This window comes from Streptomyces daqingensis (genome assembly GCF_014645895.1).
In the GTDB taxonomy this organism is placed as follows: Bacteria; Actinomycetota; Actinomycetes; order Streptomycetales; family Streptomycetaceae; genus Streptomyces; species Streptomyces daqingensis.
In genome coordinates, this window is sequence record NZ_BMMP01000010.1 from 42,424 (window position 1) to 60,170 (window position 17,747).

Genomic DNA, 17,747 nt, shown 5'->3' on the forward strand with positions numbered 1-17,747 from the left:
TTAGCCAGGCGAAAGCCGCGGCGCGGAACATCCCGGGGTGGTTCGCCAGGTGCCGTCGTGCGCAGATCCGACTCGTACCGGCAGGCGGAGCCGTCGACGAAATGGGAGGATCATGCGCTGGGAAGGCGTTTACGTGGCGGGCACGGGAGCTCGGCTTCCCGAGCCGGTCCCGGCCCGGCAAGCCGTGGAGGCCGGGCTGTACGACCCGGAGCAGGCCGCCGCCGACGACCTGGTCTCGGTGCGGGTGGCGAGCGAGGACACGGCACCGCCGGACATGGCGGTGGAGGCCGCGACGACCGCGCTGAAGCGTTCCGGGCTGGACGCCGAGGACGTGGAACTGCTGGTGCACACCTGCATCTGGTTCCAGGGCGTGCAGATGTGGCCCGCGGCGTCGTACGTGGCCGGGCACGCTCTGGGCCGGCAGGTGCCGGCCTTCGGGATGCGGCAGGAGTGCAACGCGTGCCTCGGTGCGCTCGAACTGGCCGCGCGTCACGTGCAGTCGGGCCCCGCGAACGCGGCGGCGATGGTCACCTCCGCCGACCGTTTCGGCGAGCCGCAGATCCAGCGCTGGAGCAGCGAACCCGGCTTCGTCTACGGCGACGGCGCCACAGCCCTGCTCCTCTCCAGGCGGGGCGGGTTCGCCCGGCTGCTCGCCACGGTCACCGGTGCCGACAACTCCCTCGAGGCGGTGCTGCGCGGAACGGGCTTCCGTCCGCGCCCCACGGAGGAGCCCCTCGATCTGCCGGGCCGCGTCGAGCACTTCGTCAGGACCAGCAGCGGCGGATTCCGCACGGCGACGGAGCGGGTGACCGCCGTCGTACGCGACGTCGTCGCGTCCGTGCTGCACGAGGCGGGCACCGGCATGGACGGCATCGCGCGGATCGTCGTGCCCGCGAGCGGCCGCAGCCGGATGGACTGGCAGGTGCGGCAGATGCTGGGCGTCCCGCTGGAGAAGTCGACCTGGGACTTCGCACGCCGTACCGGGCACCTCGGCGCGGGCGACCAGTTCGCCGGATTCAACGACCTCGTCGAGACGGGCCAGGTGCGCGCGGGCGACAAGGTGCTTCTCGTGGGCGGCGGTTCGGGCTTCACCTGCACGTGCGCCGTCGTGGAGATGACCGAGGACCCCCAGTGGGCGACGGAGGCGGGAGCGCCCGAGGACCGCGGCGCGGCGAACGGCGACGGGGAGGTGGCGGCGTGACCACCCCAGCCGACGTACCGGCCTTCGAGACCTTCCGTCCCTCCGGCACGGTCGACAACGCGGCCGACGCGATCCTGGCACGCTCGGTGGCCGGCTCTCCCTCCGCGCCCGCGGTGCGCGACTGCGACGGTGTGTGGACGTACGCCGAACTCGACGCGGCCGCCCGCGACTTCGCCGCACGGCTCGACGCGCTCGGCGTCCGCCCCGGCGACCGGGTGCTCGTACGGGTGGGCAATGTGCGGGAGTTCGCCGCGCTGCTGTACGGAACGTGGCGGCACGGCGCGGTGTTCGTGCCGATCGGCCCCGCGATGGGAACCTTCCACCTCCGGTCGGTGATCGCCGACGCCGAGCCGGCGCTGATCGTGGCGACCGCCGCGGAGCGGGAGGGCGTCGGGGAGTTCGCGTGGCCCGAGGGCATCCCCGTGCAGGTCCTGGAGGAGCTTCGCCTCGCCACGGAGCCGGCGGCCGGAGCCCCGCCGGGCGGACCCGCCGGGCCGGTCCCCGCCGACCGGCTCGCGCTGCTGATCTACACCTCCGGAAGTACCGCCACGCCCAAGGGAGTCGCCTGCCCCCACGCCCAAGTGGCGTTCGCGGCACGCGCGGTGGCGGAACGGCTGCGGTACCGGGCGGACGACGTCGTGCTGACGGCCGTCCCGCTCTCCTTCGACTACGGCCTCTACCAGGTGCTGCTGTGCGCCCTGGCGGGTGCGGAGCTGCTGCTGTCCGACGCGGACGGGCACGCCCGCCTCCTCGGCTACGCGCGCACCGGCGGTGCGACGGTCGTGCCGCTGGTGCCCTCCCTGGGGGAGATGCTCGTCCGCCTCGCCGCCCGGGATCCGCGTCCCACCGCCGTGCGGCTGTTCACCAATACCGGCGCGGCGCTCAACCCGCCGCTCATCGCCGCGCTGCGCGAACGCTTCCCCGGTGCGCGGGTGGCGCCGATGTACGGCACGACCGAGTGCAAGCGCATCACCATCCTGGAGCCCGACGGCGACCTGGAGCGACCCGGCTCCGTCGGGTCCGCCCTGAGCGGGACCGAGGTGCTGATCCTCGACGGCGACGGCCGGCCCGTACCCGCCCTGGACGTCGGGGAGATCGCGGTGCGCGGGCCCCACGTCATGGCCGGCTACTGGCGGGCGCCGGAGCCCACCGCCCAGCGTTTCCGCACCGCCGCGGACGGAACCGTCACCCTGCACACCGGGGACTACGGCTGGCTGGACGCCGACGGCCACCTGTACTTCCAGGGACGCCGCGACGACCTGTTCAAGCGGCGCGGCACGCGGATGAGCGCCGTGGAGATCGAGGCCGCCGTGCTCGACATCGAGGGTGTCAGGGAAGCGGCGCTGCTCGTGCCGGAGGACGGCCGCGACATGGTCCTCTTCGCCGTGGGCGAGGTCACCCACGAGGACGTGCTGCTGGGGCTGGCGGAACGCGTCGAGCAGGCGAAGGTGCCCGACCTGTGCCACATGCTGCCGGCCCTTCCGCTCACGCCGAACGGCAAGACCGACCGCAAGCTGCTCAAGGAGTACCTGAAGGAGGCCGTCGGTGGCCGCTGAGCACTCCGGGCTCTCCCCGGCCGCTGCGGAGGAACTCGCCGCCCGCTACGGCAGCCCGCTCTACGTCTACGAGCTGGCCAGGGTGCGGGCGGCGTACGCCGACCTCACCGACGCGCTGCCCTCGCCCTGCCGCCTCTACTACTCGCTGAAGGCCAACCCGCACCCCGACCTCGTGGCCGAGCTGCGCCGCTGCGGCGCACGCGCGGAGGTGACCTCGCGGGGCGAGCTGGCCTCGGCGCTGGAAGCGGGCTGCCGCGCCGGCGAGCTGCTCTACTCGGGCCCCGGCAAGACGCCGGGCGAGCTGGCCGAGGCCATGCACCGGGGTGTGCGGTCGTACTCGGCCGAGTCCTTCGGCGACCTGGAAGGCATCGGCGCCGCCGCCTCCACGCTCGGCGTGACCGCCGGCTGCGTGCTGCGCATCAACGCGGCGGGGGCGCCCGGCAGCGCGGGCCTGCGGATGACGGGCAGCGCCTCGCAGTTCGGCTTCGACCTGGACACGCTGCTGGCCGCGCCGGACCGGCTGAAGGTGCCGGGGACACGCACCGTGGGGCTGCACTTCTTCCCGCTCACCAACGCACGCGACGAGGAGAGCCTCCGCGCCGAGCTGGTGCAGAGCATCCGCACGGCCGCGCAGCTCCGCTCGTCGCTGGGGATCGAGCTTCAACTCGTCGACCTCGGCGGGGGGTTCGCGGCACCGTACGCCGTGCCGGGGGAGCGCCCCCGCTACACGGGGCTGCGGAAGGGGGTGAGCGAGGCGCTCGACGAGTGGCTGCCGGGCTGGCGCGAGGGCGCGCCCGTCGTGGCGTTCGAATCGGGACGCCATCTCGTGGGCGACAGCGGCCAGTTGCTGTGCACCGTCACCGACGTCAAGGACAGCCGGGGCACCCTGTACGCCGTACTCGACACCGGCATCAACCATCTGGGCGGCCTCTCGGGGCTGGGGCGTCTGCTGCCGATGGCCGCCCGTCCCGTGCGGCCCGCGGAGGGCACGGAGGCCGACGCGGTGCGCGCCACACTCGCCGGTCCGCTGTGCACTCCGGCGGACGTGCTGGGACGCGGCGTCGAGATGCCGGGACTCGCGGCCGGGGAACTGATCGCCTTCCCCAACGTGGGCGCGTACGGCCTGACGGCGAGCCTCCTGGGCTTCCTCGGGCATCCCGCGCCCGCCGAAGTCGTCATGGACGGCGGCGAAGTCGTCACCGCCACCCGGCTCGCACTGCGCCGGGAAGCGGCCGGAGCCCCGGCCACCACACCTCTGCCGTCAAGGAGCTGAGCTGACATGACCGATCGCTGCTGGGACGCGTCCTACGAGAAGCTGCTGAGGGGGGCCCTGCCGAGGCTCGCCGAGAAGGAGACCGTCTCGCCGGACACGAGCCTCAAGTCCGTGGGACTCGACTCCCTCGCCATGGTCGAGGTGCTGGCCCTGGTCGAGAACGAGTACGGAATCACCATCCCCGACGAGGAGTTGAGCGCCGGCGTCTTCGACACGCCGGGCACCCTGTGGACCCTCGTCTCCGCACTGCGCGAGCAGCGCACGCCGGGCGTGGCCTGAGCGGGGAGTGGGAGTAGGCGGGGGCCGCGGCGCGGGGACACCGGCGCCGCGGCCCCCGCGCTGTCGTACGGGGGCTCAACCGGCCCCGGTGCGGCGGCGCTCGGGTGCGGCGCGGACGTCCGCAGGCGTCCCGCCGCGCTTCAGCGGGGCTAAAGCACCCTCCGCGAGATTCGTCGCAACGACGGAAGGTGTGACTCTCCATGTTCTCTGCCCTGGGCTCCGCGCTGCATGCGCGACGGCGCGTCAGTCTGCTGCTGGCGGTGCTGGCCGCGATCGTGGCCGGCTACTTCGGCGGCAGCGTGGAGAGCAGGCTGACCAACGGCCTCTCGGACTACGACGATCCGCACGGACCCAACGTCGCCGCCCGCGAAGTCATCGAGTCGGCCACCGGCGTCGACGCCCAGCAGGGCTACGCCGTCCTCATCGCCACGGACACGCGGCTCGACGCCGGGGACGCCGCTCCCCGCGAAGTGACCGCCGCCGCACGGATGCTGCGCCAGCGGCCCGAGGTGAAGAAGGTCGTCGACTTCTCCACCGCGGGCGACGCCGCACTGATCTCCGAGGACGGGCGCAGCACCGTCGTCATGGGCGCGGTGCGCCCCATGACGGACGCCGCGACCATCGACGCGGAGAAGGAGCTGCAGCAGGCGATCGAGGACGACCCCGCACTGCGCGGCAAGGCGTGGCTGGGCGGTCCCACTCCCGGCCACGTACAGGTCGCGGAGGTCTCCAACGAGGACCTCGCGACCGCCGAGGGCCTCGCCTTCCCCGTCATCCTCGTGCTGCTCTTCCTCGTCTTCCGCGGCGTCGTCGCCGCTCTCGTGCCGCTCATCGGCTCCGTGGTGTCACTGCTGCTCACGTTCGCCGGCCTGCGCCTGGCCACCGGCTTCATGGACGTCTCGACGGGCGCGCTCAGCCTCGCCTTCGCCCTCGGACTGGGCCTCTCCGTCGACTTCGGGCTGCTGATCGTCTCCCGCTACCGCGAGGAGATCGCCCAGGACGGACCGGGCGCGGAGGCACTGCGCCGGACCGTCGCCACGGCAGGGCGCACGGTGCTCTTCAGCGCTCTCACCGTCGCCGCGGCGCTCGCCGCGCTGACGGTCTTCCCCCAGCCCTACCTGCGATCGATGGGCCTGGCCGGCGTCGTCACGGTGATCTCCGCCGCGGTGTTCGCGCTGCTCGGACTGCCCGCGCTGCTCGCCGTGCTCGGAGCCAGGATCAACTCCCTGGCTCCCCGCCGCTGGCAGCGCACCGCCGGAGCGGGCGAGGCGGCCGGCCACCGCTGGCACCGCATCGCCTCCGCGGTGATGCGCCGTCCCGGGGTCCTCGCGGTCGTCGCGACGGCGGTCCTGCTGGCGATCGCCTCCCCGGTGGCCGGAGCGCGGTTCACCGGAGCCGACGCCGGCATGCTCCCGGCCGGCACGAGCGCCGGTCATGTGGCGCAGGTACTGGAGCGGGACTTCGAGGAGCCCGCCACGTCCCCGCTGCAGATCGTGCTGGACACCCCGCGCGGCGGACCCGGACTCGCCGCCTACCGTGCGGAGATCGCGGACGTGCCCGGCGTACGCGACGTGGGCAGGCCCTTCCGGCTGGACGGCGGCCACTGGGAGATCGACGCCGTACTCGCGGGCGCCCCCCTCGGCAACTCCGCCCAGGACGCCGCCCGCGCCGTGCAGGCCCTGGACGCGCCCCACCAGGCCCGCTACACCGGCCTGACCGCCGACCTCACCGCCCAGCAGGACTCCATCACCGACCGGCTGCCCCTGGCCGCCGGGGTGCTGTCCCTGGTGACGCTGCTCCTGCTGTTCGCCTTCTCCGGTTCCGTCCTGCTGCCTCTCACGGCGCTGCTGATGAACCTCCTCTCCACCGGTGCGGCCCTCGGCTTCCTGGTGTGGGTCTTCCAGGGCGGGAACCTCGGCTTCACCGCGCAGAGCGGCATCGAGACCACCACGCCGGTGCTCGTCTTCGCGCTCGCGTTCGGGCTCTCCACGGACTACAACGTCTTCCTCCTGGGACGCATCCGCGAGGCGAAGGCGTCGGGTCTCGACGACCGCGCGGCGGTGGCCGAGGGCCTCGCGCGCACGGGCCCGATCGTCACGTCCGCCGCGCTGCTGTTCTGCGTCGCCGTCGGCGCACTCGCGCTGGGCCGCCTGGTCCTCGTCCAGGAACTGGGCCTGGGCACGGCCTTCGCGGTGCTGATCGACGCGACCCTTGTACGCGCCCTGCTGGTGCCGTCGCTGATGGCGCTGCTGGGCCGCACCAACTGGTGGGCGCCCGCTCCACTGCGCAGCCTCCATCGGGCACTGCGCCTGGACCGGATGGAGCCGCCGGGGCGGCCACCGTCGGCAGGGGAGGTCATCCACGCCGGCGGTGCCGCCGATACCCCCGGGCCCGGGCACAGCTCCCGGCCGGAGAAGTCACCGGCGGGAACGTCCGTCTGACCGCGGACCCCGCGAGCCGCTTCCCGGCGCCCGCGCCGGGAACGGCCGTCCCGCCCTGCTCTTCCCGCCCGCCATCACCCACGATCCCGCCTCAGGAGAAGCCCCATGGCGACCGAGACCAGCACCGGAACCGGCGAAGGCACCAGCGCCGGACCCGAGTACACCTACCCCTTCCACCGTCCTTCCGCCGTCGAAGTGCCGCCGGTGTACGAGGAGTTGCGCGCCAAGTGCCCCGTGGCGCACGTGCGGCTGCCCAGCGGGGACGACGGCTACGTCGTCTCCCGCTACGACGACGTGCGGACCGTCCTGTCGGACCTGCGCTTCAGCCGGGCCGCGACCGTGGAGCCGGGCGCGCCGCAGCTGTCGAAGACGCCGCCGCTGGCGGGCGGCCTGTTCACGATGGACCCGCCGGAGCACACGAGGCTGCGCAAGCTCGTCTCGCGGGAGTTCACGGCGCGCCGCGTGCACAACCTGCGTCCGCGCATCCAGGAGCTCACCGACGACCTGCTGGACAAGATGGAGAAGCTCTCCCCGCCGGCGGACCTCAACACCGAACTGGCCTTCCCCCTGCCGGTGATGGTGATCTGCGAGCTGCTGGGCGTGCCCTTCGAGGACCGCGACCGCTTCCGGGCCTGGTCCGACGCGTTCGTCTCGCTCACCTCGCACACCCCCGAGGAGTCCCTGGCGCAGCGCAAGTCCATGGTCGAGTACCTGGCCGCGCTGGTGCAGCGCAAGCGTGAGGAGCCGACCGACGACCTGCTCGGCGCGCTGGTCTCCGCGCGCGACGAGCAGGGGAGTCTCAGCGAGCACGAGCTGATCACCATGGGGATCACGCTGCTGGTGGCCGGCCACGAGACCACCGTCAGCATGATCGGCACGTGCGTGCTGACGCTGCTGCGCCACCCGGAGCACCTGGACGCGCTGCGGGAGAGCCCGGAGAAGATGGAGCACGCGGTGGAGGAGCTGCTGCGGATGAACCCCATCGGCGACGGCGGTCCCCTGCGGGTCACCCTGGAGGACGTCGAACTGGGGGGCACCGTCATCCCGAAGGGCAGCGCGGTGCTCGCGGCCATCTGCTCCGCCAACCGCGACCCCGAGCAGTTCACCGACGGCCCCGCCGACGAGTTCGACCCCGCCCGGCCCTCCGCGACGAGCCACGTGGCGCTGGGACACGGCGCGCATTTCTGCCTCGGGGCCGCCCTGGCGCGGGCCGAACTCCAGATCGTGCTCTCGTCGTTGCTCCGCCGCTTCCCGCGGCTGCGTCTTGCCGCGGACGTCGGAGATCTGCGCATGTCCACGGGGATGATGGTGCACGGACTGACGAAGCTGCCCGTCACCTGGTGACCGACGCGGCATCCGTGAACGTCCCCCGTCCCGCCTGGAGTTGAGGAGACAACCGTGACGAGCAGCGAACCCGGGAGCGGAGCCGCGGAGCGTCCCGTCGCCTGGCCGGCCCGGCTGGCCTGGGCGGCGCTCGGCGCCTTCCTGCTGTTCTGGGCGGTGTTCGAGGCGGTGAAGCACGGCGGATGGACGATCCCGATGGCCGTGCTGGGCGTCCTCGTGCCCGACCTGTCGTTCCTGCTGGGGGCGGGGAGCGGGCCGCGCGAACCGGGCCGGATGCCGGCCCGCATGGTCGGCGTCTACAACCTGCTGCACCGGCCGCTGATCCCGGTGGTGGCGCTGGTGGCCCTGTCGTTCGCGCCCACCGCGAACACGACCATCGCCGCGCCCTTCACCTTCGCGCTGGCCTGGCTCGGCCACATCTGCGTCGACCGCGTACTCGGCTACGGGCTGCGCGCTCCGGACGGACGGCCCCGCTGAGGGCGCAGGCCGGCTCCTCCCCCTGCCGGCCTGTGCCCCACTCCGGGTGGAAACGCCGGACGGCCCAGGACCCCTCGCGGGTCCTGGGCCGTGACGTGCGGCGGCGCCGCCTCGCCTCACTGCCTCGGCAGCGCCTGCGAACCGGACTGACGGCGGGCGACGTGCGGGCCCGGCTCCTGGAGCTGGAAGTACGCCTGCGCCAGCACCCGCTGGGTGAGGGCCTTGCTGCGCCCCACCAGGCGGTAGAGCGTCCGCCGGAACAGGGAGCCGATCGGCCCGTGCAGCGCGAACAGCCGCTCCTGGCGCAGCTGGAGGCCCCGCGACCCCGCCACCGACGCCTCACGCAGCTGCTGGAACTGCTCGCCCGCGCGCAGCAGCCGGTCCGTGCCGCCGCCGGCGGCCAGTGCCTCCTCCACCAGGGGGGCCAGCGCCACAGCGTCGATGATGGCGTGGTTGACGCCCTGGCCCAGGATGGGCGTCAGGGTGTGGGCGGCGTCGCCGACGAGCGTCAGCCCCGGCGCCGACCACTTGGGGACGACGGTGGTGAAGATGTCCAGCATCGAGGTGTCCGACCAGCTGCGCACCTCCTGGCGGACTGCCTCCGAGAGCTCCGGCGCCAGCAGGTCGAGGCGTTCGTAGAGAGCGGTCAGCCCCTGCGAACGCAGCTCCTTCAGACCGCCCTTGGGGATGTTGAACCCGACGCGGACGCTGTCCGGCTGCGTCGGCAGGAACAGCGCGTGCTGGTCGCCGCGGATGCGGATGCGGTACGTGCGGTCGTCCCACTCGGCCGGGAAGGGCAGCTTCAGCCAGATCACGTCCCGCTCCAGCGGCACCTTGGTGCACGCCAGCCCGGCCATCTCGCGCACCTTGCTGAACCGGCCGTCGGCGGCGACGGTGAGGGCCGCGTTCACGGTCACCACGCCGTCGGGCGTACGTGCCTCCACGCCGGTGACGGTGCCGTCGGCGTCGCGTACGAGGCCGATCGCGGTCGCCCGGCGCAGGAGCGTGAACTCCTCGTGCTGCCCGCCGGCTTCGGCCAGGGCCGAGAGCAGGGCCGGCTGCGGCATCTCCACCGGATACGGATGGGGGTAGGTGAAGTCGGCGAAGTCGGCCCGCAGCACCGTGCTTCCGGCGTCCTCGATCTCCATGTGGTGCATCTGCTGGTACTCGCCGTCGAGCCGCTCCAGCAGCCCCAGCCGGTCCAGCAGCCAGACGGAGTCGGGCGAGACCGACTCGCCGCGGAAGGACCGGTCGAAGTGCCTGCTCTGCTCCAGCACCACGACGGAGACCGAACGCTTGGCGAGTTCCACGGCGAGTGTCAGTCCCGCCGGGCCGCCTCCCACGACGCATACCTGTGCGGTCAGCTCTGTTGTCATCTCCGTGCTGCCTTTCAGGAAGGGGGTCGGCCGATGCTCCGGCCCCTCCCTAAAGGAGTGCTTGCAGGGCGGGAGCCGGCGAGCACAAGGCCGGCTTAAGAACGCCCTCACACACTCGGCGCGACAAGCGGTACCGGGCTGTGCGCTGGCAAGCCACGCGTGACAGCGGCCCGGCCGGGACCAGCGAAGCGGAGGATGCGGCCGTGACAGCACCAGCAGCACCGGCGGAGCACGCGGCCGCCGCGCGGAGACCGCCCCTGGAGAGGCTGCGGGAGCTGTACGCCGCGGGCAGGGTCGCCTCCGACTACCGCTCCGTCGCCCCCCTCCTCGCCGAACTCGACCCGGGTGACGGCGCCTTCGCCGGCCTGGCACGCGCCGGGCGAGTGCTCGCCAAGGTCCCCCACGAGCGGATACGCGAGCACAACCCCGACGTGCCGTGCCTGACCGCCGCGGTCACCGGGTCCTCGACCGTCGACGCCCTCGCCCCGGCCCTCACAGCACAACTCGCCCGCCACGGCGTCGCGTTGCGCTGCCTTCCCGTCGGCTCGGGGACGTGGCAGCGTGATCTGCGGGACACCGGCAGCCAGCTGTACGCCCCCGGCACAGACCTCGCCCTGTGCGTACTCGACGCCGGGATCGTCTTCGGCGAACTCCCCGCCCGCTGGGGCGTGGAGGACGTACGCGCCGCAACCGCCGCCAAGCTCGAACTGCTCGACGGGCTCGCCGGGCGCTGGGCGGGACAGGCGCAGGGCACGTTCGTCCTCAACACCCTCCCGCTGCTGCGCCACCACACGCACCAGCTCGTCGACCTCCGGGCCCGCACGGAACTCGCCGCGCTGTGGCGGGAGTTCAACGCCGGCATCCTGCGCCTCGCCCTCCGCCACGAGCGTGTGCACGTCGTCGACACGGAGATCCTGGCCGCGGAGGGCGGACCCGTACGCGACCCCCGGCTCGCGGCCTACGCCAAGGTCCACCTCGGCGAGGAGCTGCTGGGCCGCTACGCCCGCGAAGCGGGCCACTACGCCCGTACGCTGCTGGGCCGTACCCGGAAAGTGCTGGTCGTCGACCTCGACAACACGCTGTGGGACGGAGTGCTCGGCGACGACGGCGCCGAGGGCATCGCCGTCGCGTCGACCTACCGCGGTGAGGCGTTCGGCGCGTTCCAGCGGACCGTCCGGCAGCTCGGCTCCCAGGGAGTGCTGCTCGCGGCGTGCAGCAAGAACGACAGCGGCCCCGTCCTCCAGGTGCTGCGGGACCACCCCGACATGGCGCTGCGCGAGGAGGACTTCGTCGGCGTCGTCGCCAACTGGGAGCCCAAGGACGGCAATCTGAAGGAACTTGCCGGACGTCTCAACCTCGGCGTCGACAGCTTCGTGTTCGCCGACGACTCGCCCTTCGAGTGCGGCCTCGTCGCCTCCTCGCTCCCCGAGGTCGCGGTGGTGCGGCTGAACGAGGAGCCGGCGCTGCACATCGAACGCCTCCTCGCGGACGGCTGGTTCGACGTGCTGGAGCTGACCGCGGAGGACCGGCGGCGCACCGCCCAGTACCGCTCGGACGCTGAGCGGCGCACACTCCTCGACAGCGCCGGGTCGATGGAGGACTACCTGCGGGACCTGGACGTGCGGGTCGCCGTATCGCCGGCCTCGGGAAACGAACTCGACCGCGTCTCCCAGATGACCCTGCGCACCAACCAGTTCAATATGACGACGCAGCGCCTCCAGCCGGACGCCGTACGGGAGCTGGCAGCAGACCCCGGACGACTGGTCCTCGCCGTCCGCTCCCGGGACCGCTTCGGGGACAACGGCGTCGTGGGCGCGCTGCTCGGCTCCCGGCGCGAGGGCGTACTGCACCTGGACAACATGCTGCTGAGCTGCCGCGTCTTCGCCCGCGGCATCGAACAGGCGGCGCTGGGCGCTCTGCTGGCCCACGCGCAGCGGAGCGGCCTCGGAGAGGTGCGCGCGCGGTACGTGCGGACGGCCAAGAACCACCGCGTGCGCGGCTTCTACCCCTCGATGGGGTTCTCCGCGGTCCAGGAGTCCGACGCGGAGGTCCGCTTCCGCCACGACCTGGGTGAACTGCCCCCGCTCCCGGGCCACGTGACGCTCACGGCGTCGTTCGGGGAGGGGAGCGAAGGGAGCTGAGCCGGACGCGGCGACGGCGCGTCTCCGGCGCGGGCCGGCCGCGACGCGCCCCGGCCGGCTCCCCGCCGGGCACCCCCGTCCCGCGCATCGGGAGAGCAAGGGCACAAGTCTCCCCTTAGCACCGCAAAGCACGATCAACCACCCGCACACCCCTCGCCGGCGCTCAGCCAGCGGAACTCGGAGAGGCCAGGGAACGATGCCGACAACCTTCCGCACCTTCACGGAACTGGTCCTGGAGCGCACAGCCGCGCACAGCGCCAAGGACGCCTTCGTCTACCTTCCGGACGGAACGGGCGGTTCGGGCCCGGAGCACCTCACGTACGCACGCCTGGACGACGAGGCCCGCCGCACCGCGGCCTGGCTGCAGGAACACGGGGCGTCCGGCCGCCAGGTGCTGCTGCTCTACCCGACGGGAACCGCCTTCATCAAGGCGTTCACGGGCTGCCTCTACGCGGGCTCCGTCGCCGTACCGGCGCCGCTGCCGACGGAGCAGGGCCAGCACTTCAGCCGCGTCTCGGGCATCCTGCGGGACTCCGAGGCCCGCGCCGTCCTCACCGACTCCGCCAACGCCCCCGCCATCAGCGAGTGGCTGGCGGCCGAGGGCATGACCGACGTGCTGTGCCTGGCCACCGACTCCGGGGACTTCGCCGACCCGGCCGCCTACAGGGAACCGGGCATCGACCCGGAGAGCCTGGCCTTCCTGCAGTACACCTCCGGATCGACCAGCGACCCCAAGGGCGTGATGGTCTCCCACCGCAACCTGCTGGCGAACGAGGAGACCATCCACCGCGTGGTCCGCTCCCACAGTGACTCCACGATCGGCGGATGGCTGCCCTTCTACCACGACATGGGCCTGATCGGGCACATCCTCCAGCCCCTCTACATGGGCGCCCGCGGCGTGCTGATGTCCCCCGTCTCGTTCCTCAAACGGCCCCACCGGTGGCTGGAGATGATCGGCGAATACGGGGTCGAGATCGGCGGCGGCCCCAACTTCGCGTACGAGCTGTGCATGCGGCGCGTCAGCGACGAGCAGCTCGCCGGCCTCGACCTGAGCCGCTGGGAGTCCGCGGTCAACGGCGCGGAACCCATCAGGGCCGAGACCGTACGGGCCTTCACGGAGCGCTTCGCGGCGGCCGGCTTCCGGCCCGAGGCGTTCTTCCCCTGCTACGGCATGGCGGAGACGACGCTGCTCGTCTCCGGTGCGCCCCGCGGCACCCGGCCGGTGCTCCGCGACGTCGACGCCGCGGGACTCGAGGGCGGCGAACTCGCCCCCGTCCAGGCCGGAGAGGCCTCCCGCACCCTCGTGAGCAGCGGCGCCTGCGACCACTTCGAGCTGCGCATCGTCGACCCGGAGACCCGGCGGGAGCGCCCCGCCGGAAGCGTCGGCGAGATCTGGCTCAAGGGCGAGAGCGTCGCGACGGGCTACTGGAAGAACCCCGGGACGAACAAGGAGATCTTCGACGCCGCCATCGAGGGCGGCGCCCCCCGAGGCGGTCCGGACGGCGGCGGCTGGCTCCGCACCGGCGACCTCGGAGCGGTCGACGGCGGCGAACTGTTCGTCACGGGACGCCTCAAGGAACTGATCATCTTCTCCGGACGCAACCTCTACCCGCAGGACGTCGAACGCGTCGCGCAAACGGGAGAGAAGGCGCTCAACGCCGGCTCCGGCGCCGTGTTCTCCGTCGAGAGCGACCGCGAACACCTCGTCGTCGTGCAGGAGGTCCGCCCGAGCGCGCTGACCGAGGACCTGCCCACCGTGGCGGGCGGGATCCAGCGGCGCGTCAGCAGGGAGTTCAACGTACCCGCGGGCAACGTCGTGCTCGTACGCCCCGGCACCGTCCGCAAGACCACCAGCGGCAAGATCCAGCGCACCCTGATGCGCAAGCTGTTCCTGGAGGGCGCGCTGACACCTCTGCACGAGGTGCTGGAACCGGCCGTCCGCGAGCTGGCCGCCCGTACCGCGGACCGGTCCCCGGCGCCGGTGGTCTGACATGGAACACCCGCCGTACCGGCTTGCGGAGGAGCTGGACCGGTTCCTGGGCGACCCCGGGGAACCGGCCGGGGACTTCTCCTACGCCCGCTGCGTGGAACTCGACGAGAAGGAGGAGTTCCCCGCGGACATCTGCCGCCGCCTCGACGAATGGGGCCTGCCCGGCTACTACGTGCCGCAGCGGCACGGCGGGCGGCTCGGCGACTACGAGCAGCTCCTCCAGATCATGCGCGGCGTCGCCCGGCGGGACCTGACGGTCGCCGTCGGGCACGGCAAGACCTACCTCGGCGCCGTCTGCGCGTGGGTCGCCGGAACGGACGAGCAGGCCCGCCGGCTCGGCGCCGAAGTGACGGCCGGCGTCCCCGTCTCCCTCGCTCTGACCGAACGGGCCCACGGCAGCGACCTGCTGGCGAACGAGGTGACGGGGCTCCCCGGCGCGCCGTCCGCGGACGGGTGGAGCGTCACCGGCGAGAAGTGGCTCATCAACAACGCCACCCGGGGCTCCATGCTGTCGCTGCTCACCCGCACCGACCCGGGCGGCGGGCCGCGCGGCTTCAGCGTGCTCCTGGTCGACAAGCGTCGTCTGAGCGAGGGCAGTTACCGCCATCTGCCGAAGGTGCGCACGCACGGCATCCGCGGCGCCGACATCTCCGGCATCGTCCTCGACGGTGCGCGGGTGCCGCGCGAGGCGCTGGTCGGAGCAGAGGGCGGCGGCATCGAGACGGTGCTGAAGGCGCTTCAGCTGACCCGGACGATGTGCGCCGCGCTCTCCCTGGGATCCGCGGACCACGCGCTGCGCCTCGCTCTGGACTTCGTCGAGGAACGCGAACTGTACGGCCGGCGGCTCGTGCAACTGCCGCAGGCCCGCCAGGTCCTGGCCGAGGCGGCGGCGGACGTGCTGACGCACGAGGCGCTCGCCGTGGTGGCCTCACGGGCAGTGCACACGCAGACGGCGGAGATGAGCCTGACCTCCGCCGTCACGAAATACCTGCTCCCCAGCGGCACCGAGGACGTCTTCGCCGCCGTCACCAGGCTGCTCGGCGCCCGCGCGTTCCTCAAGGACGTGTACGCGCAGGGCATGTTCCAGAAGGCGGAGCGCGACCACCGCATCGTCGGCCTCTTCGACGGCAACACGCTGGTGAACCTCAACTCCCTCGTCAGCCAGTTCCGTTCACTCGCCCGCGGCTTCGAGCGGGGCACCGGTGACGTCGAGGGCGCCAGAGCCGCCTTCGACCTCTCGGCGCCGCTGCCCGAGATGGACCCGGCCGCGCTCTCGCTCGTCGCCCGCCGCGGCAGCGGCGTCCTCGCCACCCTCGGCGAGTCGGTGCGGGAGCTGCGGCGGCAGTCCGTACGGGCCCCCGCCCTGGGCGAGGCCGCACGCGCTGCGGAGCGGCTGCTGTCCGTCGCCACCCGTCTGCACGCCGAGATGGCCGCCCGGCCGCTCGCCGTCGGCGACGTGCCGCCCGCCTCGTTCGAGACGGCCCGCCGCTACACGCTGTGCTACGCCGCGGCCGCGTGCCTGGGTCTCTACACGCACAACGCGTCCGGGACGCAGGCTCCCGGCACCGCCCCGCACCCGCTGTGGCAGGACGGCCTGTGGTTGCGCACCGCGCTGGACCGGCTGCTGGTGCGGCTGGGCGAGCCCGGCTGCGACGACCCCGCCGCCTACGACGAACTGCTGGAGCGGATGCGTGAACTGCGCGGCTCCGGCGAGCTGTTCGCGCTCTTCCCGCAACGCCTGCCCGAACCGGCCCGTACACCGGCCGACGGCTCCGGCCGGCCCGCTGCCGAGCCCACCCCAGGAAGCTGAGAGGACGCCATGCCGACCGGTACCGAGGCCGCGGGACGGCCGCCGCAGGCCCCTGCGCAAGAGGGCCAGGAGGGCCACGGCGAGTCCGCCGTGCCGGCCGGGCAGGAGGCGCGGGCCGCGGCCCGCGTCGCCGTGCTGGAGGAAGCCCTCGGCGACCCCGCCGACGAACGCAACGAGGTCTCCTACGCACACCTCCTGCAGGCCGACGAGGCCGGCGAACTGTCCGAGCCGGGCGAACGCGTCCTCGACGAGGTGATGCTCAACGCCGACTTCGTGCCCCGCGGGCAGGGCGGACGGCTGGAGCGGATCGACCACCTGGTCCGAGTGCTCCGGCCCGTCTTCCGCCGCGACGTCGCACTCGGGCTCGGCTACGGGGTCACGTCCTTCATGGCCGCCGTCAACGTGTGGGCGGCCGGGGACGGCGAACAGCGCCGCCGCATGGCCCGGCTGCTGCTCGAAGGCGGCAAGGTCTCCGTCGCCTACCACGAACTCGCCCACGGCAACGACTTCGTGCGCAACGAGTTCGCCGCACAGGCCGAGGCGGGCGGCGGGTACCGGCTCAAGGGCTCGAAGCAGGTCGTCAACAACGCCGGGCGCGCCCGCGCCTGGGTGCTCTTCAGCCGCACCGACCCGGCGCCGGGCAGCCGCAGCCACTCCGTGCTCTTCACCGGACGCGACTCCTGCGACCCGGAGAGGTACCGGGTGCTTCCCCGCTACGACAGCGTCGGCGTACGCGGCTGCCACCTGTCCGGGCTCGAATTCGACGACTGCCACGTGCCCCCCTCCGACCTCGTCGGAGAGGCCGGCAAGGGAGTCGAAGTCGCCCTGCGCGCCTTCCAGATCACCCGCACCGCCATGCCGGGGATGGCGCTGGGCGCCGCCGACACGGCGCTGCGCACCGTCGTGCGGTTCGCCGCCGGCCGCCGGCTCTACCGCCGCACCGTCCTGGAGATCCCGCACGCCAGGGCCGCACTCGCGGGGGCCTTCACGGACCTGCTCGTGTGCGACAGCCTCTCGCTGGCGGCCTCCCGCGCGGTGCACCTGCTGCCTGCGGAGACGAGCGTCTACGCGGCCGCCGTGAAGTACCTCGTGCCGCGGATGCTGAGCGAGACCATGAACGAACTCGCCGTCGTCCTGGGGGCGCGCTACTACGTCCGCGAGGGCGAGTTCGGCATCTTCCAGAAGCACATCCGCGACCTTCCGGTGCTCAGCCTCGGGCACGCCGGATCCGCCGCCTGCCAGGCCACGATCATCCCGCAGCTGTCCCGGCTGGCCAGACGGTCGTGGTTCACCTCCCCGCCTGCCCCGCCGGAGCTGTTCGCGCTCCGCGGGGACCTGCCCGGCATCCCCTTCGACCGGCTCACCCTCACCGCGGGCGGCGACTCGCTGAGCGCGACGCTCGTCGCCGCCGTCGACGAACTGCCCGCGGGCACACCGCTGGAGCAGGCCGTACGGGACCTCGCGCTCGGCATGGTGGGGGAGCTGAGACAGGTCCAGGAGCGCAGCCGCGCCCTGTCGGCGACGGACCGCACCGCGCTGGCCCGTCCCGCCGCCTTCGCCCTCGCCGAGCGGTACACCGTGCTGCTCGCCGCGGCCTCCGCGATCGGGGTGTGGCAACAGGCCCGCGGCGACGGCACGTTCCTCTCCGACCCGGCGTGGCTCGCCGCCGCGCTCCACCGGCTCGCACGCCGGCTCGGCCAGCGGCCGCCGGAGCTGCCCCCGCAGTGCGGGGAGCGCGTGGACCGGGAAGTGCTGCGCCGTTTCGAGCAGCAGCGCAGCTACGACCTCTACGACACCCCGCTGGCCGGCTGACGCACCTGCCCGGCCCGGCCCCGCACGAGGGACGCCGGTTCCGTGCC

General features: G+C 73.1%; 12 protein-coding genes. 11 read left to right on the top strand and 1 reads right to left on the bottom strand.

Annotated features, from left to right (window positions below):
* Positions 1-112: 112 nt before the first annotated feature.
* The 7 genes from IEY56_RS16030 to IEY56_RS16060 all read left to right on the top strand — a co-directional run bounded on the left by IEY56_RS16030 (position 113) and on the right by IEY56_RS16060 (position 8,571).
* Positions 113-1,201: a ketoacyl-ACP synthase III family protein gene (locus IEY56_RS16030; protein WP_189037883.1), complete on the top strand. Its 1,089-nt coding sequence runs from the start codon at positions 113-115 to the stop codon at positions 1,199-1,201.
* Positions 1,198-2,757 (top strand): class I adenylate-forming enzyme family protein, encoded by a 1,560-nt coding sequence (locus IEY56_RS16035; protein ID WP_189037884.1) that lies wholly within the window; start codon positions 1,198-1,200, stop codon positions 2,755-2,757. The genes IEY56_RS16030 and IEY56_RS16035 overlap by 4 nt, the downstream gene beginning before the upstream one ends.
* Positions 2,747-4,030 (top strand): type III PLP-dependent enzyme domain-containing protein, encoded by a 1,284-nt coding sequence (locus IEY56_RS16040; RefSeq protein WP_189037885.1) that lies wholly within the window; start codon positions 2,747-2,749, stop codon positions 4,028-4,030. The genes IEY56_RS16035 and IEY56_RS16040 overlap by 11 nt, the downstream gene beginning before the upstream one ends.
* Before the next feature lie 6 nt (positions 4,031-4,036).
* A complete protein-coding gene (locus tag IEY56_RS16045; RefSeq protein ID WP_189037886.1) occupies positions 4,037-4,309 on the top strand; it encodes an acyl carrier protein in 273 nt (90 codons plus the stop codon).
* A gap of 200 nt (positions 4,310-4,509) precedes the next feature.
* Positions 4,510-6,750, top strand: a complete 2,241-nt coding sequence (locus IEY56_RS16050) for an MMPL family transporter (RefSeq protein ID WP_189037887.1) — start codon at positions 4,510-4,512, stop codon at positions 6,748-6,750.
* Positions 6,751-6,855: 105 nt separating this feature from the next.
* Positions 6,856-8,094, top strand: coding sequence for a cytochrome P450 (locus IEY56_RS16055; protein WP_189037888.1), 1,239 nt, complete (start codon positions 6,856-6,858; stop codon positions 8,092-8,094).
* Positions 8,095-8,148: 54 nt separating this feature from the next.
* Positions 8,149-8,571 carry a DUF4260 family protein gene (locus IEY56_RS16060; protein WP_189037889.1) on the top strand — a complete coding sequence of 141 codons (423 nt, stop codon included), beginning with the start codon at positions 8,149-8,151 and terminating at the stop codon, positions 8,569-8,571.
* Positions 8,572-8,687: 116 nt separating this feature from the next.
* Here the strand turns inward: IEY56_RS16060 and IEY56_RS16065 are convergent, their stop codons facing one another.
* A complete protein-coding gene (locus IEY56_RS16065) occupies positions 8,688-9,947 on the bottom strand; it encodes an FAD-dependent oxidoreductase (RefSeq protein WP_189037890.1) in 1,260 nt (419 codons plus the stop codon).
* A gap of 203 nt (positions 9,948-10,150) precedes the next feature.
* On the opposite strand from IEY56_RS16065, the gene IEY56_RS16070 reads away from it, so the two are divergent.
* The 4 genes from IEY56_RS16070 to IEY56_RS28500 all read left to right on the top strand — a co-directional run bounded on the left by IEY56_RS16070 (position 10,151) and on the right by IEY56_RS28500 (position 17,700).
* Positions 10,151-12,088: an HAD-IIIC family phosphatase gene (locus tag IEY56_RS16070; RefSeq protein WP_229711934.1), complete on the top strand. Its 1,938-nt coding sequence runs from the start codon at positions 10,151-10,153 to the stop codon at positions 12,086-12,088.
* A 196-nt stretch (positions 12,089-12,284) separates the two neighbouring features.
* A complete protein-coding gene (locus IEY56_RS16075; protein WP_189037891.1) occupies positions 12,285-14,078 on the top strand; it encodes a fatty acyl-AMP ligase in 1,794 nt (597 codons plus the stop codon).
* A 1-nt stretch (position 14,079) separates the two neighbouring features.
* Positions 14,080-15,888: an acyl-CoA dehydrogenase family protein gene (locus tag IEY56_RS28495; RefSeq protein ID WP_229711935.1), complete on the top strand. Its 1,809-nt coding sequence runs from the start codon at positions 14,080-14,082 to the stop codon at positions 15,886-15,888.
* Between the two features lie 9 nt (positions 15,889-15,897).
* Entirely contained in the window at positions 15,898-17,700 is a 1,803-nt protein-coding gene (locus tag IEY56_RS28500) for an acyl-CoA dehydrogenase family protein (protein ID WP_229711936.1), read from the top strand.
* The last annotated feature ends 47 nt before the right edge of the window (positions 17,701-17,747 follow it).